Below are 22762 nucleotides of genomic sequence, written 5' to 3'. Positions count from 1 at the left end.
GAGGCCGAGGCCTCGTGAAAGTGGCCCTCCACGCGTGCGTGGAGGGCCACTTCTCGTGTGCGGAGCGGTGCGCGTATGCGGGGCGAGTGTCAGCGGAAGCGGCGCACGCCGGATGGGGTCACCACCGCGTGGACGGGTCGGTCGTGCGCCTCCTCGGGCACCCGCTCGACGACCTCCGCGTCGTACAGGAGCACCACCAGCGCGGGATCGGCTCCCGCACGCTCCAGACGGGCCAGTACGCGGTCGTACGAGCCCCCGCCGCGCCCCAGGCGCATGCCGCGCGCGTCGACGGCGAGACCGGGCAGCAGGACGGCGTCGGCGTCCTGGACGGCCTCCGGTCCCAGCCGCGCGCCCGCCGGCTCCAAGAGCGCCATCTTTCCGCCGTGTTGGACGCGTTCGAGGGAGCCCGCCCCGGCGTACGCGCCCCAGTCCAGGTCGTTGTCCGCCATCAGGACCGGCAGCAGTACGCGCACCCCGCGCGCGAGGAGCGCGTCCAGGAGCGCGAGGGTGCCGGGCTCGCTCCCGACGGAGACGTACGCCGCCACCGTGCGCGCGTGCGCCAGTTCGGGCAGCTCCAGGGCGCGTGCGGCGAGAGCCTCGGCTGTTTTCCGCACGTCATCGGCCGTCAACCCGTTTCTCACCGCGAGGAATCCTCGCCGCAACATTCGCTTGTCAGGCTCTGGTTCACGTCCGAGGTCGCTCACAGGATGCTCCCGTACTCTTCCTAATGCGCTCATATGAGAGCGAATTAACCGGAGCCACATGTTCCGCACATAGCCACCGGATATGGTTGCGGGCATGACTGAGTCGCACCCCAGGATCAGCAAGGCTGTCATCCCCGCAGCAGGCCTCGGCACCCGGTTCCTCCCGGCCACCAAAGCCACTCCCAAGGAGATGCTGCCGGTCGTCGACAAGCCGGCGATCCAATACGTGGTCGAAGAGGCCGTGTCGGCGGGTCTTGATGACGTCCTGATGATCACGGGCCGCAACAAGCGCCCCCTCGAGGACCACTTCGACCGCAACTACGAGCTCGAATCGGCCCTTCAGAAGAAGGGCGACGCCGACCGGCTCGCCAAGGTCCAGGAGTCCAGCGACCTCGCCACCATGCACTATGTGCGCCAGGGCGACCCCAGGGGCCTCGGTCACGCCGTTCTGTGCGCGGCCCCGCACGTCGGGCACGAGCCCTTCGCCGTGCTCCTCGGTGACGACCTGATCGACCCGCGCGACCCCCTGCTCGCCCGCATGGTCGAGATCCAGGAGCAGCGCGGCGGCAGCGTCATCGCGCTCATGGAGGTCGCCCCCGAGCAGATCCACCTCTACGGGTGTGCTGCCGTCGAGGCCACCGACGAGGGCGACGTGGTCAAGGTGACCGGCCTGGTCGAGAAGCCGGACGCGGCGGACGCCCCCAGCAACTACGCGATCATCGGGCGCTACGTCCTCGATCCGCACATCTTCGACATACTGCGCAAGACCGAGCCGGGCCGCGGCGGCGAGATCCAGCTCACCGACGCCCTTCAGCAGCTCGCCGACGACGAGAAGGTCGGCGGCCCCGTGCACGGCGTCGTCTTCAAGGGCCGCCGCTATGACACCGGGGACCGTGGCGACTACCTGCGTGCCATTGTCAGACTCGCGTGCGAACGTGAAGACCTGGGCCCGGACTTCCGGACCTGGCTTCGCAGTTACGTAGCCGAGGAGATGTAGGGACTTTGAGCAGCGCCGCGACCCGCGCCACCGGCCAGGATCACCTCTGGTCGGTGGACGATCACCTGGAGGACATCCTCGCGACCGTCCGCCCCCTCGAACCCATCGAACTGCAACTCCTCGACGCCCAGGGCTGTGTCCTGGTCGAGGACGTCACGGTGCCGGTCTCGCTGCCGCCGTTCGACAACAGCTCGATGGACGGGTACGCGGTCCGGGTCGCCGATGTCGCGGGCGCGAGCGAGGAGTACCCGGCCGTCCTGACGGTCGTCGGCGATGTGGCGGCCGGCCAGGCCGAGCAGCCCTACGTGGGCCCCGGCCAGGCCGCCCGCATCATGACCGGTGCCCCGCTGCCGCCCGGCGCCGAGGCCGTCGTGCCCGTGGAGTGGACCGACGGCGGCCTGGGCGAGGGCCCGGTCTCCGGGATGCGCGCCCGCAGCGCCGCCCCCGAGGGTGCCTCCGGCCAGGTACAGGTCCACCGCCCGGCGCAGGCACGCGCGCACGTGCGCGCGAAGGGCAGCGATGTGAAGGCCGGCGACCGCGCCCTCGAAGCGGGCACGATCCTCGGCCCGCCTCAGATCGGCCTGCTCGCCGCGATCGGCCGCGGCACCGTACGCGTGCGCCCGCGCCCGCGCGTGGTCGTCATGTCCACCGGCAGCGAACTCGTTCAGCCCGACGAGGAGTTGGGCACCGGCCAGATCTACGACTCCAACAGCTTCGCCCTCTGCGCGGCCGCCCGCGACGCCGGGGCCATCGCCTACCGCGTGGGCGCGGTCGCCGACGACGCCGAGACGCTCCGCTCCACCATCGAGGACCAGCTCATCCGCGCGGACATGCTGGTCACGACGGGTGGCGTGAGCGTCGGTGCGTACGACGTCGTCAAGGAGGCGCTGTCCTCCGTGGGTGACGAGGACGAGGCGGGCAGCGGCATCGAGTTCCGCAAGCTCGCCATGCAGCCCGGCAAGCCCCAGGGCTTCGGTTCCATCGGCCCCGACCACACCCCGCTGCTCGCGCTCCCGGGCAACCCCGTGTCGTCGTACGTCTCCTTCGAGCTGTTCGTGCGCCCCGCGATCCGCGCCCTGATGGGCCTGAAGGACGTCCACCGGCCCACGACCAGGGCGACGCTGAACGCGGACAAGGCGCTGACCTCGCCCGCGGGCCGTCGGCAGTTCCTGCGGGGGACGTACGCGGACGGCGAGGTGACGCCCGTCGGCGGCGCCGGATCCCACCTGGTCGCGGCCCTCGCGCACGCCGACGCGCTGATCGTCGTCCCCGAGGACGACACGTCGGTCGAGCCCGGCGCGGAGGTCGAGGTGGTCCTGCTCGGCTGACCGGCCGGGCCGGAAGGAGCCTGCTCCGCTGGACACCCCGAGTTGGCGGTACCGTGTCGCGCACAACAGGCCCACGCGCCGTACCGCGACGGGCCCTGACCGGGAGCGGCCACGCACATGAGCACGCAGGACCGACTGACGCACATCGACGAAGCGGGCGCCGCCCGCATGGTCGACGTATCCGGGAAGGACGTGACCGCGCGCACCGCCCGCGCCAGCGGCCGCGTCCTGGTCTCACCTCGTGTGGTCGAGCTGCTGCGCGGTGAGGGGGTCCCCAAGGGCGACGCCCTCGCCACCGCGCGCATCGCGGGCATCTTGGGAGCCAAGCGCACACCGGACCTGATCCCGCTGTGCCACCCGTTGTCGGTGTCGGGTGTCAAGATTGATCTGTCGGTCGCGGACGACGCCGTCGAGATCCTCGCCACCGTGAAGACCACTGACCGTACGGGCGTCGAGATGGAAGCCCTCACCGCGGTCAGCGTGGCGGCCCTCACCGTGATCGACATGGTCAAGGCGGTCGACAAGGGGGCGGTCATCACGGACGTACGGGTGGAAGAGAAGACAGGCGGGAAGTCCGGCGACTGGAGCCGGGCATGACGGCATCGTCGTATCGCGCCCTGGTGGTCACGGCCTCCAACCGGGCCGCTGCCGGTGTCTACGAGGACAAAGGCGGGCCCTTGATCGCCGAGGGGCTGGCGAAGTTCGGCTTCGCGGTCGACGGGCCCCAGGTCGTCCCCGACGGCGACCCGGTGGAGGCCGCCCTGCGCGCGGGCGCCGACGCCGGATACGACGTCATCGTGACCACCGGCGGCACCGGGATCTCGCCCACCGACCGGACGCCGGAGGCGACGCGGCGGGTGCTCGACCACGAGGTGCCGGGCATTCCCGAGGCCATCAGGGCGTTCGGAAGAGAGAAGGTGCCGACGGCGGCGCTGTCCCGGGGGCTCGCCGGAGTCGCGGGACGGACGCTGATCGTCAACCTGCCGGGCTCCACCGGCGGGGTGAAGGACGGCCTGGCCGTTCTGGAGCCCCTCCTGATCCACGCCGTCGACCAGATCCGCGGCGGCGACCACCCCAGACCCAGCGGCAGTGGGGGTGCGAGCTGAACAGCCCATCCTGGCCCGTCGAGCTGGTGGACGGCGATGTCGTCCTCCGGCCCATAAAGCTGCGCGATCAGCGGGCCTGGCGCGAGGTGAACCGGCGCAACCGGGACTGGCTGCGGCCCTGGGAGGCGACCATCCCGCCGCCCACGCCCAGCGGCCCGATCGCGCACCGGCCCACCTACCGCCAGATGGTCCGGCATCTGCGTGCCGAGGCCAACGCGGGCAGGATGCTGCCCTTCGTGATCGAGTACCAGGGGCGGCTGGTCGGGCAGCTGACGGTCGCCGGCATCACCTGGGGATCGATGTGCTCCGGGCACGTCGGCTACTGGGTGGACCAGTCGGTCGCGGGCCGCGGAGTGATGCCGACGGCCGTGGCGCTGGTGACCGACCACTGCTTCCGCACCGTCGGTCTGCACCGCATCGAAGTCTGTATTCGCCCCGAGAACGGGCCCAGCCGCAGGGTCGTGGAGAAACTCGGATTCCGCGAGGAAGGCCTTCGTCCACGCTATCTGCACATCGACGGGGCCTGGCGCGACCATCTCGTCTTCGCGCTCACCGCCGAAGAGGTGCCCGAAGGACTGCTCGGACGCTGGCGCCGGGCGCGCTCGTCACAGACACGCTCGGAGCAGGTGGGATCGGAGCAAGCCGGCTCGCAGAACCCGAGCAAGCCGGGCAACGCTGGTAAATGAAATAAGTGTTCGAAATTGATCGCTCGACGATCGCCTCGGGGCATTAAATTCGCGGTCCCGACGGCCTGCTGATCGCATCGGTCACAAAAAAAGCTCGAAATATCAGCCAGATCGTGCGACACACCGGCGCAATTGGCAGATGGCCTCACACAAACCCCTCTACCGTGTGAGGCGTGAGCAGCAGCGGCCTCATCTACGCAGTCATCGTCGGGGCCTGGGCCGCCTACTTGGTGCCGATGTGGCTCCGTAGGCAGGACGAGCTGAACGAAGCCCGTCCGACGGAACGCTTCAGCACCGCCATCCGGCTGCTGTCCGGACGGGCGGGTATGGAGCGCCGATACGCCAAGGACCTGCGGGCGCGCTCCGCCGACGAGGGGGAGTCCAGCGCCGACCCGGACGGCGTCACCGATTCGGTGGACGTCCGGGCCTTCGCCATGCCCCCGACCCGGCCCCAGGCGCAGGCCCAGCACCGGCCGCAAGTGCAGGAGCGGGTTCAGCCGCCATCCCCGGCACAGCCGGAGCCGGCACCCCAGGCGGCCGTCAGACAGGGGGGCGCACACGAGGCCCCGGGCGCCGCCAGGCCCGTACCGCAGCAGTCGGCCAAGCCGGCGCCGAAGCCGTCGGCCAAGTCCGCGCCCCAAGCGCCCTCCAACTCCGCGTCCCGGCAGGTGCCGGGCGCGCGGCGTGGTTCTTCGGCGGAGGCCGCAGCGCGCGCCCGGCGCTCGAAGGTGCTCGCGCGCCGGCGGCGTACGACGGTGATGATCTTCCTCGCCTTCACGCTCGGCGCGATCGTGGCAGCCGTGGGCGGGCTCGCGTTCCTGTGGGCCCCCGGCGTGCCCGCCGTGATGCTGAGTGCGTACATCGTCTACCTGCGCGCCCAGGAGAAGCGGCGCTTCACCTACACCATGGACCGGCGCCGGGCCGAGGCCGCGGCGCAGCGGCTGCGTGAGCGGCAGCCGCGCCGGCGGCCGACCCTCGACCCCGGGGCCGACGAGCCGGACGAGGGACCAGAGCCGGAGACCGACCCCGGCCTCTCCGCGCTCGCGGCCGACCGCCGCGCGCTCGTCGAGCAGACCGACCACGCGGAGTGGGTCGACCAGCAGCGCGAGCGCCAGCGCGGGCCCGGCCGGGGCGACAGCTGGGATCCGGTGCCGGTTCCGCTGCCGACGTACGTGACCGCGCCGGTCGCGCCCCGGGCCACGCCCAGCGTCGACCTGGGGGCGCCCGACGCGTGGAGCTCCGCGCGGTCCAGCGCCGTGGAGCCGAGCGCGCCGGAGGCGGACATGGTCGCCGAGGAGCAGCCCGACGGCGCGGAGACCACCGACGACGGTCGTAGTGACGCGCGTCGCGCCGCGTCGGCCCGGCGCGCCCGCGAGCGCGGTCGCACGCCGCTCTTCGACCAGTACGAGGACGGGGGACGGCCGCGCGCGGCCAACGAGTGACGGGTGGGACGACGGGGCCCGGGAGCCCCTGGCTGACCAGCCAGGAACGGATTTCCGAGCACCTCGATGAGGATGCTAGAGTTTCACTCGTTGCAAGGGCCTGTGGCGCAGTCCGGTAGCGCACCTCGTTCGCATCGAGGGGGCCAGGGGTTCGAATCCCCTCAGGTCCACGCAGCAGCTGTTCTTGAGTTATCTCGGGGACAGTTGACGAGATCCCGTCCGATCTTTTGATCGGGCGGGATCTTTGGTTTTCCTGGGCGCAGCGGAACGTATCCAACTCCTGGGCGTGAAGGCAGTGTCAGTGCCGTCCGGCAGGATGCGTCGCATGTGCTGCGCGCGATGCACCGCGGATGCTCGGCACGTCGCCTACAGCCAGTACTGCCTGCGGCGCGACGACTTCGTGTGGTCGATGGCGCTCCACCGGCAAGTTGGACCCCTTGCGCCCGTTGCCCGCCAAAGACCGGTGGATACGCGCCACTTCGATCGTGGAGCGGTGCCTCGGGAGGCGTGCACCGCACTAGGGTCCTCGCCGCGCCGAGCACAAGGGAGACCATGAAGACCGGGGCAGATGTACCGACGATGCGTACGGCGCCCCTCAGGGGCGCGGCGTTCCGGCGATTCGTGCTGGCGAATCTGATCTCGGCAACCGGATCCGCCATGGCGCCCCTGGCACTGGCCTACTCCGTGATCGAGCAGGGCGGGGGGACGGGGGCCCTCGGCCTGGTGCTGGCCACGAACACCGTCCCCACGATCGCCTTCCTCCTCGCGGGCGGAGTCCTCGCGGACCGTCTGTCCCGCAGCCGGATCCTGTTCCTCGGCAACCTGCTGGCAGCCGTCGCGCAGGGCGTACTGGCCGCGATCGTGGCCACCGGCCACGCGACGACAGTCGCCATTGCCGTCTGCGGTTTCGCCTCGGGAACCGCCGTGGCCTTCACCGTGCCCGCCGCCCAGGGCGCCGTCGCCCAGATCGTTCCCACGGAGCAGCTGCAACAGGCCAATGCCCTGCTCAGACTCCCGAGCAACGCCATCAGGGTGCTCGGCCCCGTCATCGGCGGACTCGTCGTGGCAGCCGGCGGCCCGTCCTGGGCCCTGGCCTGGGACGCGCTCACCTTCGTCGCCGCGGCCCTCCTGCTGCTCGGCCTGCGCCTGGACGCTCCCTTCACCGCCGGAAGCGCGCTGGGCGATCTGCGGGCAGGATGGACCGGCTTCTGGTCACGCACCTGGCTGTGGACCTACACGGCCGCCGGAACCGTTCTCGTTGCCGCCTGGCTGGCGGGCTTCCAGCTCCTTGGGCCCGTCGTGGCCGCCGAACGGTACGGCGGCGCGCGTGACTGGGGGCTGGTTCAGGCGGCCTTCGCTGCCGGGCTGCTGGCCGGGACACTGGTGTGCCTGCGCTGGAGGCCGTACCGGCTGCTGACCGTGGCGGTCGTGGCCAGTTCGGCGCTACTCCTTCCCCTGACCGCCTTGGGATGGGGCCTGCCACTGCCCGGCGTGCTCCTGGCCGCCCTGCTCGCGGGCGTCGGGCTCGACGTCGCGATCGTCGCGTGGACCACCGCCTTCCAGCAGCACGTGCCCCAAGCCGAAATGGGGCGCATGAGTGCGTTCAACAGCGTGGGGGAGCGCCTCGCGATCCCCCTCGGCTACCTCATCACCGCTCTCGCGGCCCACGCCTGGGACAACCGGACCGTGCTCATGGCGTGCGCGGGACTCATCGCCGCCGCTGCCGTCCTCAACCTCTGCGTCCCCGACGTCTACCGCGTCAACCGCCTCACGGGAAATGATCAGGCCGACACCGGGAAGTGAGCGCTTACGGTGGAAGCCGGGGAGGGGGACCGTGAGCAGGAGACGTTACGTGGCCAGAGGGGTGCCGGGTGGCTATCGGATCTGGGACAACACGGGGCGCCGTTGGTGGGGCGATCTCTACGAGCTTTGTCCGGACGAGTTGCTGACCGAGCTCAACGGGGCGGCGCGCAACGAGAGGATCACGGCTCTCCTCAAGCATTACCGGGCACAGAAGCGGTAGTTGCCGAGCAGCGATGGCTGCAGTTGCTGAGCAAGGACGGCCCGTCGAGTGTGGGACGGCCCGTCGAGCTTGGGACGGACCGGCGCGCGGTCATCAGGAGCGCTGCTACCGACCCGCTAGAGCGACTTGGCGTAACAGAGGCTCAGTTCGTGGAAGCGGTAGTGGCCGAACTTGGGGCAGGGCAAGTAGCCGCTCGACGCGTAGAGGGCGACCGCCTCGGGCTGCTTGGAGCCGGTCTCCAGGACCATGCGGGTGCGGCCGGCCGTGCGGGCGTCGGTCTCCAGGGCGGCGAGCATGCGCCGGGCGAGGCCGAGACCGCGGGCCTCGGGGATCACGTACATGCGCTTGAGCTCGGCGTCGCCGTCCGAGTACCCCTCGTCGTTCTCATCCTGGGTGCGCCAGCCGCCCGTGGCTACGGGGCGGTCCCACTCGTCGTACGCGATGAGGTAGAGGCCGAGTGGTGGGGCGAACATCGACGCGTCGAGGTGCGTGGCGTCGCCCTCGTCCTCGTAGCGCTCGGCGTATTCGGCCTGCACCTGGTCGTTGAGCTTGACGGCGTCGGGGTGGTCGAAGGGGACCCGGCGGATATTCATGCGATGAACCGTACATCTATGCGTGGGATGGGGGGTAGGGGTTAAGTATCGTGCCCTGGTGCTGACTGTTACCTCTGTGAATGTGAATGGGCTCCGGGCCGCCGCGAAGAAGGGTTTCGTGGAGTGGCTCGCGGGGACCTCCGCGGATGTGCTGTGCCTCCAAGAGGTGCGGGCCGAGCCCGGGCAACTGCCCGACGAGGTGCGCGCGCCCGAGGGCTGGCATGTCGTGCACGCTCCCGCGGCCGCCAAGGGGCGTGCCGGTGTGTCCCTCTATACGCGCCGCGAGCCCGATCGCGTGCGGGTCGGGTTCGGCTCCGAGGAGTTCGACTCCAGCGGGCGGTACGTCGAGGCCGACCTGCCCGGTGTCACCGTCGCCAGCCTGTATCTGCCCTCCGGTGAGGTCGGGACGGAGCGGCAGGACGAGAAGTACCGGTTCATGGCGGAGTTCCTCGACTATCTGAAGGTGCTGCGTGTGCGGGCCGCCGCCGACGGGCGCGAGGTGATCGTCTGCGGCGACTGGAACATCGCCCACCGTGAGGCCGACCTCAAGAACTGGAAGGCGAACAAGAAGAACTCCGGCTTCCTGCCCGAGGAGCGGGAGTGGCTGGGGAGGGTCTTCGCGGACGACGACGGCGGATACGTCGACGTTGTGCGGGCTCTGTATCCCGATGTCGAAGGGCCGTACTCGTGGTGGTCGTACCGGGGCAGGGCATTCGACAACGACGCAGGGTGGAGGATCGACCTGGCCGTCGCGACGGCCGGGCTCGCGGGGCGTGCCGTCAAGGGGGTTGTGGAGCGGGCCGCCAGTCATGAGGAGCGGTGGTCGGACCATGCTCCTGTGACTGTGGTCTTCGAGTCCTGACGGGCGCGGGGCGTGCCGCCCCGATCGGCACGCCCCGCCCGCCGAGGCCTCAGTCGACTCGCTGTGCGTTCTCTCGGGTGACTTCGGCCTCGCCAGTGACCGCCTGAAGGTAGCGGTCGACCGTGTAGTCCTCAAGCCAGTCCGAGCGCATGCCGACGGGCCCGGGGCACACCTCGCCCCGGGCCGTAGCGCGACACACGTAGTCACCGTACGGATATCCCTTCCGCGCTGCGAAGTACATGCGTCCCCCGCAGCCTGCGCAGTGCGCCACCCCGGTGAGCAGGGACGTTGTCGTGCGACGCTTGCGACGAGTGCCGTTGGAGCGCTCAAGCAGGACGTCTTGCAGGGTGCGGAACTCGTCCTCGGTGAGCAGTGGTGGACCGATCAGCACAGGCGCACCCTCGACGTCGCGCACGGTTTGGGACTGGTGTATGCGATGGCCCATCAGTGACGGGCTGCGCAGCACTTTGGACAGGGTTCCGGACGTCCAGCGGAAGCGTTCGAAGTCGCGTTCGTGGCGTCGGCCGCCCGATGGACGTCCTTGGAGCTGGGCGTGGCGGTCACGCGGGACCAGTACATCCGTCTCGTTGAGTTTGCGTGCGATGGCTACCAGAGAGAGCCCCGCGTGCACTTCATTCACGATCATGCGGACAACGGCGGTGGTCTCGGGGTCCGGAGCCAAGCACCATCCGCTACCGGACGGGTGCGGTGCCTTTCGGTAACCAAAAGGCACCAGGCCTCCTCCGTAGCGACCGGCCGCACGCAGCGCTTCGTGGCTGTCGGTGAGGCGGGTGGAAATGGTGCGGGTTTCTTGTTCGGCGGCGTGGGCCAGGTCCATGCACCGCCGGATGACGGCGCTGTCCGCCTGCGGTGCGACTGTCAGCGGGTGGTCCGCCTCGGGCATTCCGAAGACGAGTGTCCTGTCGTGCCGACGCCCCCAAGCGATCAACTCGACCATGTCTGCCACGGATCGCACGGCACGGTCCACGTGAGACCACATGACGGCGTCGTACTCCTGGGGCCGACGCAACCAGGACGACAGGGACGGCCTCTCGAACGGGGACGTCCTGCGGGCTGAGACGCCAAGGTCCGATGCCTCGCCGATCAGAGTGAAACCGAGCTGTTCGGCGCAGAGGTGGATTGCGGCGTGCTGTCGACCGGGCGACGTGGTCACACGGGTCAGGTGGCTGAGGCGCAGGGCAGCGATGGCGCCCTGTTGCCTGGCGGAAGACGAAGTAGGCGGAGCCTGTGTGGAACCAGGCTTGGACAAGCCGGCACTCCTCGAAAGTGTCGGCCACGCCCCGGGGCTGGTGGGACAGCTGCCGGGGTTCTTTGGCCCCACTCTCGAAGTGCGAACGGATGTCTGTCTTGCGATGACCGGAAAGTACCTCGATGGTGTGAACCTTCAGGGAACGGGTTCTGGATCTCTCTGACGGTTCGGCCGCGAGGCCCCCACCCGAGAGCGGGCACTCAAGTTCCCTGTCGTCGGTTGAGCCGTCGGTCCAGCGCCATCGACAGTTCCGCCTCCACCACGCTCTTCGCGAGCGGGCGCAGCCGCTGGAGGTCCTCGGTCGTGCGGTCCTCGGTGAGGACGAGGGTGGTGAAGAGTTCGGCGAGCGCGTCGGCGTGATCGCGTACGCGCCGGGCGGTCTTCAGGACGTCCGCGAGCGGGATGCCCTCGCGGACGAGGGCGGCCGAGACGTCGAGCAGGCGCCGGCTGATGTGGACGATCTCGCCGCCGTCGGTGGCGAGGTAGCCGAGATCGAGGGCGGCGGCGAGGTTCTCCGGGGTCGCCTGGCCCGCGAAGACGTCGGCGAGTTCCTCGGGGGAGATGCGGACGGGGGTCTCCTCGGTGGGTTCGCCCAGGCCGAGCAGTTCGCCCACGTCGCGGCCGTGGTCGAAGGCCTCGGCGAGCTCGGCGATGCCGCTGAGGGTGTGGCCGCGTTCCAGGAGCGCAGAGATCGTGCGCAGGCGCGTGAGGTGCGTGTCGTCGTACCAGGCGATACGGCCCTCGCGCCGGGGCGGCGGGATGAGTTTGCGCTCCCGGTAGAAGCGCAGGGTGCGCACGGTGATGCCGGCCTCCTCGGCCAGCTCCTCCATCCGGTACTCGCGCTTGCCGGGCTCCGCCGTACTGCCGTGCTCGCGCGCCCCCGCGCTCTGGTCACGCGCCGCGCTCGCGCGCCCCCGCGCCTTCGCGCCCCGCTTTCCTGATCCCTCGGCCACGTGCGCACCCTACGTCGTACCCCCGGTAACTTTCCCGGTCGCGACCCCTACCCATCAGTACGCGGCTGCTCTACTCTCCCCATTGCGCCAGTGTTCACTGGCAGGGTCGTGCGGCTAGGGAGGCGTCGGGATGACCGAGCACGAGCATGTACGAGTGGCGGTGATCGGGTCCGGCTTCGGCGGTCTGGGGGCCGCCGTGCGGCTGCGCCGTGAAGGGGTCACCGACTTCGTCGTCCTGGAGCGGGCCGGCAGCGTGGGCGGCACGTGGCGGGACAACAGCTACCCCGGGTGCGCCTGCGACGTACCGTCCCACTTGTACTCGTTCTCGTTCGCGCCCAACCCCGACTGGCCGCGCACCTTCTCCGGGCAGGAGCACATCCGCGCGTACCTGGAGCACGTCGCGGACGTCTTCCGGTTGCGGTCGCACCTGCGCTTCAACTCCGAGGTCAAGATGATGACCTGGGACGCGGAGAAGCTGCGCTGGGGGATCGAGACCAGTAGCGGGTTCCTCACGGCGGATGTGGTCGTCTCCGCCACCGGTCCGCTGTCCGACCCCAAGATCCCGGACATCCCGGGGATCGACACCTTCCCCGGCAAGGTCTTCCACTCCGCGCGCTGGGACCACGACTACGACCTGCGCGGAAAGCGCGTCGCGATGATCGGCACGGGGGCCTCGGCCATCCAGATCGTGCCGTCGATCCAGCCGGAGGTCGACAGGCTGACCCTCTTCCAGCGCACTCCGCCGTGGGTGATGCCGCGCGTCGACCGGGCCATCAGTGGCGCCGAGCGGTGGCTGCACCGGCAGCTGCCGTTCACGACGCAGGCGCGGCGCGGGCTTCTGTGGGGCATCCGGGAGTTGCAGGTCCAGGCGTTCACCAAGCGGCCCAACGAGCTCGGCATGGTCGAGCAACTGGCCAAGCGGAACATGGCGCGCGCCGTCAAGGACCCGGCGCTGAGGGCCAAGCTCACGCCGGACTACCGGATCGGCTGCAAGCGGATCCTGCTGTCCAACGCGTACTACCCGGCGCTCACCCGGCCGAATGTCGACGTGGTGGCCTCCGGGCTCGCCGAGATCGACGGCTCCACCCTCGTCGCCGCCGACGGCAGCACCGCCGAGGTCGACGCGATCGTCTTCGGTACGGGCTTCCACGTCACCGACATGCCGATCGCGGAGCGGGTCGTCGGGGCGGAGGGCAAAACGCTCGCCGAGGTGTGGCGGACCGGCATGAAGTCGCTGCGCGGCGCCACCGCGGCCGGCTTCCCCAACTGGATGACGATCATCGGGCCCAACACCGGTCTCGGGAACTCGTCGATGATCCTGATGATCGAGTCCCAGCTGAACTACATGGCCGACTTCGTAAGGCAGTTGGAGGTACTCGGGGGGCGTGCGGCCCTCGACGCGCGCCCCGGCGCCGTGGACGCCTGGAACCACAAGGTGCAGGAGCGCATGAAGCGCACGGTGTGGAACACCGGCGGCTGCAACAGCTGGTACCTCGACGCCAACGGCGTGAACACCACCATCTGGCCGGGCACGACGAGCGAGTTCCGCACGGCCACACGGCGTGTGGACCTCGGGGAGTACGAAGTCCTGCGCGCGCCGGAGCCCGTAACCGAGCCCGTAACCGAGCCTGCAACCGAGTCCGCGTCCTCGTCGCGGACGAAGAACACGCGTAAGAAGAAGGCGGAGGCCGGGGCATGAGCCGACTGATGCATGTGGCGCACGGGGCGTACGCGCCGCCCGCGCCGGCGCGCGAGCTGACCGCAGTCTCCGCCGACGGTGCGCGTCTGCACGTCGAGGTGCACGGGCCCGAGAACGCGCCCCCCGTCGTCCTCGCGCACGGCTGGACCTGCTCGACCGCCTTCTGGGCGGCGCAGATACGGGACCTGGCCGCCGACCACCGGGTCATCGCGTACGACCAGCGCGGACACGGGCGCAGCCCCGCGAGCGCCACGTGCAGCACGGAGGCGCTCGCCGACGACCTGGAGGCGGTGCTTGCCGCGACGCTCGCGCCGGGTGAGAAGGCTGTGCTCGTGGGGCACTCCATGGGTGGGATGACGCTCATGGCGGCCTCGACGAGGGCGCGTTTCCGGGAGCACGCGGCGGCCGCGCTGCTGTGCAGTACGGGGAGCTCGCGGTTGGTCGCGGAGGCGCGCGTTGTGCCTTTGCGCGCCGGGCGGCTGCGGACCCGTATCACCAAGTCCGTGCTCGGATCGCGCGCCCCGCTCGGGCCGGTCACGCCGGTCGCCCGCCGGATCCTCAAGTACGCGACCATGGGCCCCGGTTCGTCGCCCGGAATGGTGGAGGCGTGCGCGCGGATCGTGCACGCCTGTCCGCGCAAGGTGCGCCACGCCTGGTCGGTCGTCCTTGAGATGCTCGATCTCGATCACGGTGTACGGGAGTTGAAGGTGCCGACGGCGGTCGTCGTGGGGACGGCGGACCGGTTGACGCCCGTCGTGCACGCGCGCGCCCTCGTGGCGGCGCTGCCGCACTGTGTCGGTGTCACCGAGCTGCCGGGGCTCGGGCACATGACGCCGGTGGAGGCGCCCGAGCTCGTGACCTCCCGCATACGCGAACTCGTCACCACGTACACGCACGCCGCCCAAGCGAAAGAAGCCGCAGCGGCCGCACAAGCCGTAGAGATCAAGGAGGGCGCATGAGCAGGGTGAGCCTGGAAGGGCAGGTCGCGGTTGTCACGGGGGCGGCGCGCGGTGTCGGCGAGCTCCTGGCGCGCAAGCTGTCCGCGCGGGGCGCGAAGGTAGCGCTCGTCGGACTGGAGGCGGACGCGCTCAAGCAGGTCTCGGAGCGGCTGCACAGCGACAGCGACCACTGGTACGCCGATGTCACCGACCATGAGGCGATGGCGCGGGTCGCCGAGGAGGTCAAGCAGCGGTTCGGGAAGGTCGACATCGTCGTCGCGAACGCCGGGGTCGCCAGCGGTGGGCCGTTCGTCGACTCCGACCCCGTCGCCTGGCGGCGGGTGATCGAGGTGAATCTGATCGGGTCGGCGGTGACGGCGCGGGCGTTTCTGCCGGCGCTGACGGAGAGCCGGGGCTACCTGCTCCAGATCGCGTCGCTGGCCGCGATCACTCCCGCTCCCATGATGACGGCGTACTGCGCGTCCAAGTCGGGCGTGGAGGCGTACGCGCACAGTCTGCGCGCCGAGGTCGGCTACAAGGGCGTGCGCGTGGGGGTCGGGTATCTGTCGTGGACCGACACGGACATGGTGCGGGGCGCCGACCAGGACGAGGTGATGCGCGAGTTGAGGGAGCGGCTGCCGTGGCCGTCCAACAAGACGTATCCGCTGGGGCCGGCCGTCGACCGGATCGTGGCGGGGATCGAGCGGCGGTCGAGTCATGTGTACGCGCAGTGGTGGCTGCGGGGGATGCAGGGCGTCCGTGGCTATCTGCCCGGGATCATCGGGGCGGTCGGGCAGCGGGAGATGCGACGGTTCGAGCCTCGGCTGGCGAGTGTGCGTACCGGGTTGGTCGGGGCCGGCGGGGCGGCCGATGAGCAGGAGCGGCAAGGGTCTTCGCAGTGAGTGATCCGTTGTTGCTCACTGTGAGTTACTGATCGAAATGCGTGCTGTGTCCCTGCGTGTAAGTCTGGTCGAGCCCCGATCCCCCTCACCCACAACGGGAGTGAAATCTCATGGGCATGCAGGACCAGTTCAAGGACAAGGCCGAGCAGCTGAAGCAGCAGGCCAAGAAGAAGAAGATGGGCGACCCCAAGGGCGGGAGCGAGCGCACCCCCCAGGGCGAGCGCACCCCCCAGGGCGAGCGCACCCCGCAGGGCGAGCGCACCCCGCAGGGGCGTGACCGTTCCATGCAGGACGCGGAGCGCACTCAGCGCGAGGCCCAGGAGCGCTTCGACCAGGACTACGACGTCTGATCGTTGCACTTGGCTTGCGCCGGAGTGGGGCGCCCTCTCTCAAGAGGGCGCCCCGCTTCTTGCTGTTACCGCTCTTCTCCGGATCGGCTAACCCGCCGACCTCGGTGGCAGTTTCGGTCTCGTCCTGTCCGGAACGTACGAGTAGTCCGGAGGAGACGCGGCCGGCTGGTTGCTCAGCAGCTCCAGGGCCAGCTGGATCGCGTCGTCGAGCTGGGCGTGGCGGCCCTCCGCCCAGTCCAGGGGGGTGCGGAGGATCTCCAAGTCGGGGGAGACGCCGCGGTTTTCGACGGTCCAGCCGTACGCGTCGAACCAGGCCGCGTTCATGGGGACCGTGATCACCGTGCCGTCGCCGAGGCGGTGGCGGCCGGTCATGCCGACGACGCCGCCCCAGGTGCGCTGGCCGACGACCGGGCCGAGTTTCAGGAGCTTGAAGGCGGCCGTGATCATGTCGCCGTCCGACGACGTCGCCTCGTCCGCGAGGGCGACCACCGGGCCGCGCGGCGCGTTCGACGCGTACGACACCGGCTGGGCGTTGCGCGTCAGGTCCCAGCCCAGGATCTTGCGGGTCAGCTTCTCGACGACGAGCTCGCTGATGTGGCCGCCCGCGTTGCCGCGCACGTCGACGATCAGGGCGGGGCGCGAGACCTCCATGCGCAGGTCGCGGTTGAACTGCGCCCAGCCCGAGCCGCCCATGTCCGGGATGTGCAGATAGCCGCAGTGGCCGCCGCTCAACTTCCGTACGACTTCGCGGCGTTTGGCCACCCAGTCCTGGTACCTCAGTGGCCGTTCGTCGATCAGCGGGACCACCGCGACCCGCCTCGACGGGCCCTCGCCCTCCGCCGGGGTGAACGTCAGCTCCACCGTCGTACCGCCCGCGCCCGCCAGCAACGGGTACGGGCCCGTGACCGGGTGCACCGGACGCCCGTCGACGTGGGTGAGCACCGCGCCCTCGCGGATCCCCGTACCGGCCAGGGGAGAGCGGGCCTTGGAGTCGGACGAGTCGCCGGGGAGGATCCGCTTGAGCATCCAACTGCCGTCACGGCGTACCAGGTTGGCGCCCAGCAGGCCCTGCCAGCGCTGATAGTGGGCCGGGCCCTCGTTGCGGCGGGCCGGGGTGACGTACGCGTGCGAGGTGCCCAGTTCGCCCAGCACCTCGCGCAGCAGGTCCGCGAACTCGTCCGGCGAGGCGACCCGTTCGACCAGCGGCCGGTACTGCTCAAGGACCGCGTCCCAGTCGATGCCGCACATGTCGGGTTCCCAGAAGTAGGCGCGGATGATGCGGCCGGCCTCCGCGTACGCCTGGCGCCATTCGGCGGGCGGGTCCACCTCGTGGATGATGCGGCGCAGGTCGATCCAGACGGTCGAGTCGCTGTCGCCGGACTCGGTGGAGGGGACGGCGCGCAGGTCGCCCTCGTCCACGACCACCAGCCGGGATCCGTCGCCGCTGATCCCGAACCAGTCCAGATGCGCGACGAGTTCGGACCTCTTCGCCTTGGTGATGTTGAAGAACTCCAGCGTCGGCCGCCCGGTCGTGTCGTCGGGGTTGGCGAAGGTCTCACCCAGCGCGCCCGAGATCGGCCAGCGCAGCCAGACCAGGCCGCCGCCCGCGACCGGGTGGAGCGCCGAGTACTTGGAGGCGGTGACCGGGAAGGGCGTCACCCGGCTCTCCAGGCCTTCGAGCTCGACGGTCGCGGCGCCGCCGTCCTCGCCCGCCTCCTCCTCGACCGGGTCCAGACCGCCGGCGACCGGACGGCCGTCCGGGTTCAGTGCGAAGGGGGAGGGGGTCGCGGAGGACAGCGGCACCAGATACGGGCGGCAGCCCAGCGGGAAGGACAGGTCCCCGGTGTGCACGTCGTACACCGGGTCGAAGCCGCGCCAGGACAGGAAGGCCAGATACCGGCCGTCCCGCGTGAACACCGGGTTCTCGTCCTCGAAGCGCCCGTTGGTGACGTCGACGATCAGGCGGTCCTTTATCCGCGCCATCTTGATCTGCCTGAGCGACCGCCCGATGCCCGGATGCGACCACGTCAGCCACGCCCCGTCCGGCGAGAAGGCGAGATCACGCACCGGCCCGTTGATGGACCGAATGAGCTCCGTGACCTCCCCTCCCCCAGACTCCGTCCGGGAGGTGTCCCCAGACTCCTCCGTCGCGTCGAGGAGGAGCAGGCGCCCGTCGTTCGCGGCGATCGCGAGGCGCTCGCCCTGCGGGTCCGACACCAGTTCCTGCACGCGGCCGAGCTCACCCGAGGCGAGGCGGCGCGGTGCGCGGTCGCCGGTCGCGCGCGGGAGGTAGGCGATCTCGACGGCGTCCTCGCCCTCCGCGTCCGTGACGTAGGCGACCTGACCGCCCGAGCCGAGCATCTCGGGGAGCCGGACGCGTACGCCCGGGGTGTCCGTGATGGTGCGCGCGGGCCCGTCCCGGTGCGTGAGCCAGTACAGACTGCCGCGTACGACGACGGCGCTGGCCCGGCCCGTCTCGTCGACCGAGATTCCGTCGATGTTCTGGGTCGCCGGCACCTGGTACGTACGGCGTCCCGCGCGCGGCCCGCCGAGCCGCACGTCGAGACGGCGCGGGACCGACTCCGGGGACAGGTCGTCGACGATCCACAGGTCGCCCGCGCACTGGTAGACGACACGGGTGCCGTCCGACGAGGCATGGCGTGCGTAGAAGGCGTCGTGGTCGGTGTGGCGGCGCAGGTCGGAGCCGTCGTACGCGCACGAGTACAGGTTCCCGATGCCCTCGTGGTCGGAGAGGAAGGCGATCCGGCCGCCGACGAACATGGGGGAGTCGAGGTGGCCTTCGAGGTCGGGGACCAGTTGCTGCCCGTGCAGCCAGAGCCGGCCCATGGCCCCGCCCCGGTACCGCTTCCAGGCGGCCGGTTCGTGCGGCGGGGTGCCGGTGAGCAGCAGGGTCTTGCGCTCGCCGTCGATGTCGGCGGTCGCGATGTGCGAGACCGGGCCCCAGGGCATCTTGCCGCCGGGGTCGCCGTCGGTGGTGACCTTGTAGGCCCAGGTGAAGTACGAGAAGGGCTGACCGTGCGAGGCGACGGCGAGGATGTCGCCGTCGGGGGACCAGCCGCAGACCTGGGTGTCCGCGCTGCCCCAGTAGGTGAGCCGCTTGCCGGGACCGCCGTCCACCGGCGCCAGATGGATCTCCGGCACGAAGCTGCGCCAGCTCGTGTACGCGATGTGGCGGCCGTCGGGCGAGAAGCGCGGGTGGCCGACCTTGGTGCGGTCCACGGTGACGCGCCAGGCGCGGCCCGGCCCGTCGAGGGGGGCCACCCACAGGTCGTCCTCGGCCGCGAAGCAGAGCAGGTCGCCGCTGAGGTGCGGGAAGCGCAGGTATCCGGGCGCGCCGCTGCCGGCGGCCGCCCGGCCGCCGGCAGCCCGGGCGGTGGTTACCTGGCCTGCCGCTTCCCGGTCCGCACTCGTTGCCCGGTCCGCACTCGCTTCCCGGTCCGCACTCGCTTCCCGGTCCGCACTCGTTGCCCGGTCCGCACTCGCTTCCCGGTCCGTCGCCGCCCGGTCCGCACTCGCTTCCCGGTCCGTCGCCGCCCGGTCCGCACTCGCTTCCCGGTCCGTCGCCGCCCGGTCCGCACTTGCCTGCCGGTTTGTCGTCTCCCGGTCCGCACTCGCCTCCCGGTCCGTCGTCTCCCGGTCCGTGCCCGTCCGACCCGTCGTCTCCCGGTCCGTGGTCGCCCGGTCCGTCGTCGGCTTGTCCTTGGTCGCCTTCTCGTACTCGTCGCTCACCTCCTTATGCTTTTCCGCTCAGCGACCCCCGGCAACTTGTGAATCGCCGCCACCGGCAGCTCGTGAGGCCACCGGCAGCTTGTGAAAACGTTCGCGTGACACAAGACACGTACGAAACGGTTTCGTTTCGCTTCTTCTCGGGGTATCTTCGGAGTCGTACGAAACCGTGTCGTCCGGAGCAGAAGAAGGTGAGTGGGATGGCTGAAGCCGCAACGGTGCGTCGCAGTCGGATCACGCCCGAGCGCGAGGCCGAGCTGTACGCGGCCGTGCTCGACCTGCTCCGGGAAGTCGGCTACGACGCCCTGACGATGGACGCCGTCGCCGCCCGCACCAAGTCCAGCAAGGCCACCCTCTACCGCCAGTGGGGCGGCAAGGCCGAGCTCGTCGTCAAGGCGCTGCGGCATCAGAAGCCGCCCGTCGGCAGTGTCGACACCGGGTCCCTGCGGGGCGACTTCCACGCGAGCGTACGGCGCGAGGACGACTGCCACATGGAGCAGAACTCCGCGTTGATGCGGGGTCTGGCCACGGCCGTGCACGGGAACCCCGATCTCCTGCGCGCTTTCCGTGAGTTGATCATCGAGCCGGAGCAGGAGGAGCTGCGCGCGATGCTGCAGCGCGCCGTCGACCGGGGTGAGATCCGTGCCGACAACCCTGCCAGGGAATACGTGCTGCACATGCTGGTCGGCGCCTTCGCGGTGCGCAGCATCATCGATCAACAGCCGCCGACCCAGGCCTTCCTCACCTCGTACATCGACGCCGTGATCCTCCCCGCTCTCGGCGCCTGAACCCTCAACTCCTCAAACTCCTCAGCACATCCCTGTAACTGCACCTGACGCGACCGCTCACGTCGTCGGGCTGATCACCTCTGCCCCCACTCGGGTGATCACACCAGCCCCTGCCATCCACACGACCTGACCGGGAGTTCGCCCTCGTGGCCACGTTCCTCTACAAACTCGGCCGACTCGCCTTCAGGCGACGGCACTTCGTCGCCCTGATCTGGGTGGCACTGCTGACGCTCGCGGGTGTCGGCGCCGCCTCCGCGCCCACCGCGGGCTCGTCCTCCTTCTCGATCCCCGGCACCGAGGCGCAGAAGGCCTTCGACCTGCTGGAACAGCGCTTCCCCGGCATGAGCGCCGACGGAGCGACCGCGCGCGTCGTCTTCAAGGCGCCCAGCGGCGAGAAGATGGCGGACAAGGACAACAAGGCCGCCGTCGAGAAGACCGTCAAGGCACTCGGCGACGGTTCCGAAGTCACCTCCGTCACCGACCCGTTCAAGGCGAAGGCCGTCAGTAAGGACGGCTCGGTCGCCTACGCCTCGGTGAAGTACAAGGTCTCCGGGATGGAGTTGCAGGACTCCTCGAAGGACGCCCTGAAGGAGGCCGCGCAGGACGCGCGGGCATCCGGGCTGACCGTCGAGGTGGGCGGTGACGCGCTCACGGCGACGCCCGAGACCGGATCCTCCGAGGTCATCGGTATCGCGATCGCCGCGGTCGTCCTCGTCATCACCTTCGGTTCGCTGATCGCGGCCGGGCTGCCGCTGCTGACCGCGCTGATCGGCGTGGGCATCGGCGTCTCCACCATCACCGCCCTGGCCAACGCGCTCGACCTCGGCACCACCACCTCCACGCTCGCGATGATGATCGGCCTCGCGGTCGGCATCGACTACGCGCTGTTCATCGTCTCCCGCTACCGCGCCGAACTGGCCGAAGGCCGTGAACGCGAGGAAGCGGCCGGACGGGCCGTCGGCACGGCGGGCTCCGCGGTGGTCTTCGCCGGTCTGACCGTCGTGATCGCGCTGGTCGGCCTCTCGGTCGTCAACATCCCGATGCTGACGAAGATGGGTGTCGCGGCGGCGGGCACGGTCGCCATCGCCGTACTCATCGCGCTGACGATGATCCCGGCCCTGCTCGGATACGCGGGCCGCAAGGTCCAGCCCGCCGGCCAGAAGAGCAAGCTGCTCGGCGGCGGCCGCGCCGCCAAGAAGGCCGGCAAGCCCAACATGGGCACCCGCTGGGCCAGCTTCGTGGTCCGCCGTCCGCTCGCCGTCCTGCTGCTCGGCGTGGTGGGCCTGGGCGCGGCCGCGCTCCCGGCGAGCTCGCTCGAACTGGGCCTGCCCGACGACGGTTCGCAGCCGGTGTCGACCACGCAGCGCCGCGCGTACGACCTGCTGTCGGACGGCTTCGGGCCCGGCTTCAACGGCCCGCTGATGGTCGTCGTCGACGCCAAGGCGAGCGACGACCCGAAGGGCGCCGCCACCGAGGTGTCCGACAAGATCAAGGACCTCAAGGGCGTCGTGACGGTCACCCCGGCGGCGTTCAACAAGGCCGGCGACACCGCGACGATCACGGTCATCCCGAAGTCCAAGCCGTCCTCCGTCAAGACCGAGGACCTGGTCCACGGCATCCGTGACGCGGGCGGCGACATCAAGGCGGACACCGACGCCACCGTGCTGGTCACCGGCACCACGGCGATGAACATCGACTTCTCGCAGAAGCTCAACGACGCGCTGATCCCGTATCTCGCGCTGGTGGTCGGCCTGGCCTTCCTGCTCCTGATCGTGGTCTTCCGCTCGATCCTGGTCCCGCTGAAGGCGGCCCTCGGCTTCCTGCTCTCGGTGATGGCCGCGCTCGGCGCCGTCGTCGCGGTCTTCCAGTGGGGCTGGCTGTCCAGCCTGTTCGGCGTCGAGGAGACCGGCCCGATCATGTCGATGATGCCGATCTTCATGGTGGGTGTCGTCTTCGGTCTCGCCATGGACTACGAGGTCTTCCTCGTGACCCGGATGCGCGAGGCGTACGTCCACGGCGAGAAGCCCAGCCAGGCGATCGTGACCGGCTTCAAGCACGGCGCGCGGGTCGTCACGGCGGCGGCCGTCATCATGATCGCGGTGTTCTCCGGCTTCATCGGCTCCAGCGAGTCGATGATCAAGATGATCGGCTTCGGCCTCGCGATCGCCGTCTTCTTCGACGCGTTCCTCGTGCGCATGGCGATCGTCCCGGCCGTCCTGGCGCTGCTCGGCAAGAAGGCCTGGTGGCTGCCGAAGTGGCTGGACCGCGCCCTGCCGAACGTGGACGTCGAGGGTGAGGGCCTGCGCGCGCTGGACGCGCAGCGGAAGAAGGACGAGGACGACGACCGGGAGCTGGCCCGGGTCTAGCTCCTCCA

General features: G+C 70.2%; 20 protein-coding genes and 1 tRNA gene. 16 read left to right on the top strand and 5 right to left on the bottom strand.

The genetic code is table 11. The features are described from left to right. Positions 1-89 precede the first annotated feature (89 nt). Positions 90-665 (bottom strand): 5-formyltetrahydrofolate cyclo-ligase, encoded by a 576-nt coding sequence (locus tag AB5J50_RS21685; RefSeq protein ID WP_369260079.1) that lies wholly within the window; start codon positions 663-665, stop codon positions 90-92. A gap of 133 nt (positions 666-798) precedes the next feature. On the opposite strand from AB5J50_RS21685, the gene galU reads away from it, so the two are divergent. The 9 genes from galU (at position 799) to AB5J50_RS21640 (ending at position 8286) form a co-directional block, all read left to right on the top strand. Next, the gene (gene galU, locus AB5J50_RS21680) at positions 799-1701 is read left to right on the top strand and encodes a UTP--glucose-1-phosphate uridylyltransferase GalU (RefSeq protein WP_369260078.1); all 903 of its coding nucleotides are present in this window, start codon (positions 799-801) and stop codon (positions 1699-1701) included. 5 nt (positions 1702-1706) lie between these two features. Continuing rightward, positions 1707-3029, top strand: a complete 1323-nt coding sequence (gene glp, locus AB5J50_RS21675) for a gephyrin-like molybdotransferase Glp (protein WP_369260077.1) — start codon at positions 1707-1709, stop codon at positions 3027-3029. Positions 3030-3146: 117 nt separating this feature from the next. Beyond that, on the top strand, positions 3147-3626 hold the full coding sequence (moaC, locus tag AB5J50_RS21670) for a cyclic pyranopterin monophosphate synthase MoaC (protein WP_369260076.1): 480 nt from the start codon (positions 3147-3149) through the stop codon (positions 3624-3626). Beyond that, positions 3623-4135, top strand: coding sequence for a molybdenum cofactor biosynthesis protein B (locus AB5J50_RS21665; protein ID WP_369260075.1), 513 nt, complete (start codon positions 3623-3625; stop codon positions 4133-4135). The genes moaC and AB5J50_RS21665 overlap by 4 nt, the downstream gene beginning before the upstream one ends. 23 nt (positions 4136-4158) lie before the next feature. Further along, on the top strand, positions 4159-4821 hold the full coding sequence (locus AB5J50_RS21660) for a GNAT family N-acetyltransferase (RefSeq protein WP_369265475.1): 663 nt from the start codon (positions 4159-4161) through the stop codon (positions 4819-4821). Between the two features lie 173 nt (positions 4822-4994). Continuing rightward, positions 4995-6263 (top strand): gephyrin-like molybdotransferase receptor GlpR, encoded by a 1269-nt coding sequence (gene glpR, locus AB5J50_RS21655; protein WP_369260074.1) that lies wholly within the window; start codon positions 4995-4997, stop codon positions 6261-6263. A 96-nt stretch (positions 6264-6359) separates the two neighbouring features. Continuing rightward, positions 6360-6433, top strand: a tRNA-Ala gene (locus AB5J50_RS21650). Positions 6434-6815: 382 nt separating this feature from the next. Beyond that, positions 6816-8066, top strand: coding sequence for an MFS transporter (locus AB5J50_RS21645; RefSeq protein WP_369260073.1), 1251 nt, complete (start codon positions 6816-6818; stop codon positions 8064-8066). Positions 8067-8097: 31 nt separating this feature from the next. Beyond that, complete coding sequence (locus tag AB5J50_RS21640; RefSeq protein ID WP_369260072.1) at positions 8098-8286, top strand: hypothetical protein; 189 nt, start codon at positions 8098-8100, stop codon at positions 8284-8286. A 116-nt stretch (positions 8287-8402) separates the two neighbouring features. On the opposite strand, the gene AB5J50_RS21635 is transcribed toward AB5J50_RS21640, so the two are convergent. Beyond that, entirely contained in the window at positions 8403-8879 is a 477-nt protein-coding gene (locus tag AB5J50_RS21635) for a GNAT family N-acetyltransferase (RefSeq protein WP_369260071.1), read from the bottom strand. A 58-nt stretch (positions 8880-8937) separates the two neighbouring features. On the opposite strand from AB5J50_RS21635, the gene AB5J50_RS21630 reads away from it, so the two are divergent. Beyond that, positions 8938-9741, top strand: coding sequence for an exodeoxyribonuclease III (locus AB5J50_RS21630; protein WP_369260070.1), 804 nt, complete (start codon positions 8938-8940; stop codon positions 9739-9741). A 49-nt stretch (positions 9742-9790) separates the two neighbouring features. Here AB5J50_RS21630 and AB5J50_RS21625 read toward each other — a convergent pair whose 3' ends face one another. Both AB5J50_RS21625 and AB5J50_RS21620 read right to left on the bottom strand, forming a co-directional pair. Further along, positions 9791-10915 carry a recombinase family protein gene (locus AB5J50_RS21625; protein WP_369260069.1) on the bottom strand — a complete coding sequence of 375 codons (1125 nt, stop codon included), beginning with the start codon at positions 10913-10915 and terminating at the stop codon, positions 9791-9793. A gap of 296 nt (positions 10916-11211) precedes the next feature. Then, positions 11212-11841, bottom strand: a complete 630-nt coding sequence (locus AB5J50_RS21620) for a MerR family transcriptional regulator (protein ID WP_369265474.1) — start codon at positions 11839-11841, stop codon at positions 11212-11214. 253 nt (positions 11842-12094) lie between these two features. On the opposite strand from AB5J50_RS21620, the gene AB5J50_RS21615 reads away from it, so the two are divergent. The 4 genes from AB5J50_RS21615 (at position 12095) to AB5J50_RS21600 (ending at position 15853) form a co-directional block, all read left to right on the top strand. Further along, positions 12095-13663 carry a flavin-containing monooxygenase gene (locus tag AB5J50_RS21615; protein WP_369260068.1) on the top strand — a complete coding sequence of 523 codons (1569 nt, stop codon included), beginning with the start codon at positions 12095-12097 and terminating at the stop codon, positions 13661-13663. Continuing rightward, a complete protein-coding gene (locus tag AB5J50_RS21610) occupies positions 13660-14622 on the top strand; it encodes an alpha/beta fold hydrolase (protein WP_369260067.1) in 963 nt (320 codons plus the stop codon). The genes AB5J50_RS21615 and AB5J50_RS21610 overlap by 4 nt, the downstream gene beginning before the upstream one ends. Continuing rightward, the gene (locus tag AB5J50_RS21605) at positions 14619-15503 is read left to right on the top strand and encodes an SDR family oxidoreductase (RefSeq protein WP_369260066.1); all 885 of its coding nucleotides are present in this window, start codon (positions 14619-14621) and stop codon (positions 15501-15503) included. The genes AB5J50_RS21610 and AB5J50_RS21605 overlap by 4 nt, the downstream gene beginning before the upstream one ends. Before the next feature lie 110 nt (positions 15504-15613). Continuing rightward, positions 15614-15853 carry a hypothetical protein gene (locus tag AB5J50_RS21600; protein ID WP_369260065.1) on the top strand — a complete coding sequence of 80 codons (240 nt, stop codon included), beginning with the start codon at positions 15614-15616 and terminating at the stop codon, positions 15851-15853. Between the two features lie 87 nt (positions 15854-15940). Here the strand turns inward: AB5J50_RS21600 and AB5J50_RS21595 are convergent, their stop codons facing one another. Continuing rightward, complete coding sequence (locus AB5J50_RS21595) at positions 15941-19195, bottom strand: S41 family peptidase (RefSeq protein WP_369265473.1); 3255 nt, start codon at positions 19193-19195, stop codon at positions 15941-15943. A gap of 605 nt (positions 19196-19800) precedes the next feature. Here AB5J50_RS21595 and AB5J50_RS21590 point away from each other — a divergent pair. Together AB5J50_RS21590 and AB5J50_RS21585 are read left to right on the top strand one after the other, a co-directional pair. Continuing rightward, positions 19801-20388, top strand: coding sequence for a TetR/AcrR family transcriptional regulator (locus AB5J50_RS21590; protein WP_369260064.1), 588 nt, complete (start codon positions 19801-19803; stop codon positions 20386-20388). Between the two features lie 146 nt (positions 20389-20534). Next, positions 20535-22754, top strand: coding sequence for an MMPL family transporter (locus tag AB5J50_RS21585; RefSeq protein WP_369260063.1), 2220 nt, complete (start codon positions 20535-20537; stop codon positions 22752-22754). Positions 22755-22762 lie beyond the last annotated feature (8 nt).

Origin of the sequence: Streptomyces sp. R35, assembly GCF_041053035.1 — a bacterium.
GTDB lineage: Bacteria > Actinomycetota > Actinomycetes > Streptomycetales > Streptomycetaceae > Streptomyces > Streptomyces lutosisoli.
This window is presented reverse-complemented; position numbering and strand designations above follow the sequence as displayed.

What these genes read in the sequence shown, in the direction of transcription:
- AB5J50_RS21590 (WP_369260064.1), top strand. Translation starts at nt 19,801, where the DNA reads ATGGCTGAAGCCGCAACGGTGCGTCGCAGTCGGATCACGCCCGAGCGC.
- AB5J50_RS21600 (WP_369260065.1), top strand. Translation starts at nt 15,614, where the DNA reads ATGGGCATGCAGGACCAGTTCAAGGACAAGGCCGAGCAGCTGAAGCAG.
- AB5J50_RS21605 (WP_369260066.1), top strand. Translation starts at nt 14,619, where the DNA reads ATGAGCAGGGTGAGCCTGGAAGGGCAGGTCGCGGTTGTCACGGGGGCG.
- AB5J50_RS21665 (WP_369260075.1), top strand. Translation starts at nt 3,623, where the DNA reads ATGACGGCATCGTCGTATCGCGCCCTGGTGGTCACGGCCTCCAACCGG.
- AB5J50_RS21615 (WP_369260068.1), top strand. Translation starts at nt 12,095, where the DNA reads ATGACCGAGCACGAGCATGTACGAGTGGCGGTGATCGGGTCCGGCTTC.
- AB5J50_RS21635 (WP_369260071.1), bottom strand. Translation starts at nt 8,879, where the DNA reads ATGAATATCCGCCGGGTCCCCTTCGACCACCCCGACGCCGTCAAGCTC.
- galU (WP_369260078.1), top strand. Translation starts at nt 799, where the DNA reads ATGACTGAGTCGCACCCCAGGATCAGCAAGGCTGTCATCCCCGCAGCA.
- AB5J50_RS21685 (WP_369260079.1), bottom strand. Translation starts at nt 665, where the DNA reads ATGTTGCGGCGAGGATTCCTCGCGGTGAGAAACGGGTTGACGGCCGAT.
- moaC (WP_369260076.1), top strand. Translation starts at nt 3,147, where the DNA reads ATGAGCACGCAGGACCGACTGACGCACATCGACGAAGCGGGCGCCGCC.
- AB5J50_RS21645 (WP_369260073.1), top strand. Translation starts at nt 6,816, where the DNA reads ATGAAGACCGGGGCAGATGTACCGACGATGCGTACGGCGCCCCTCAGG.
- AB5J50_RS21610 (WP_369260067.1), top strand. Translation starts at nt 13,660, where the DNA reads ATGAGCCGACTGATGCATGTGGCGCACGGGGCGTACGCGCCGCCCGCG.
- AB5J50_RS21620 (WP_369265474.1), bottom strand. Translation starts at nt 11,841, where the DNA reads ATGGAGGAGCTGGCCGAGGAGGCCGGCATCACCGTGCGCACCCTGCGC.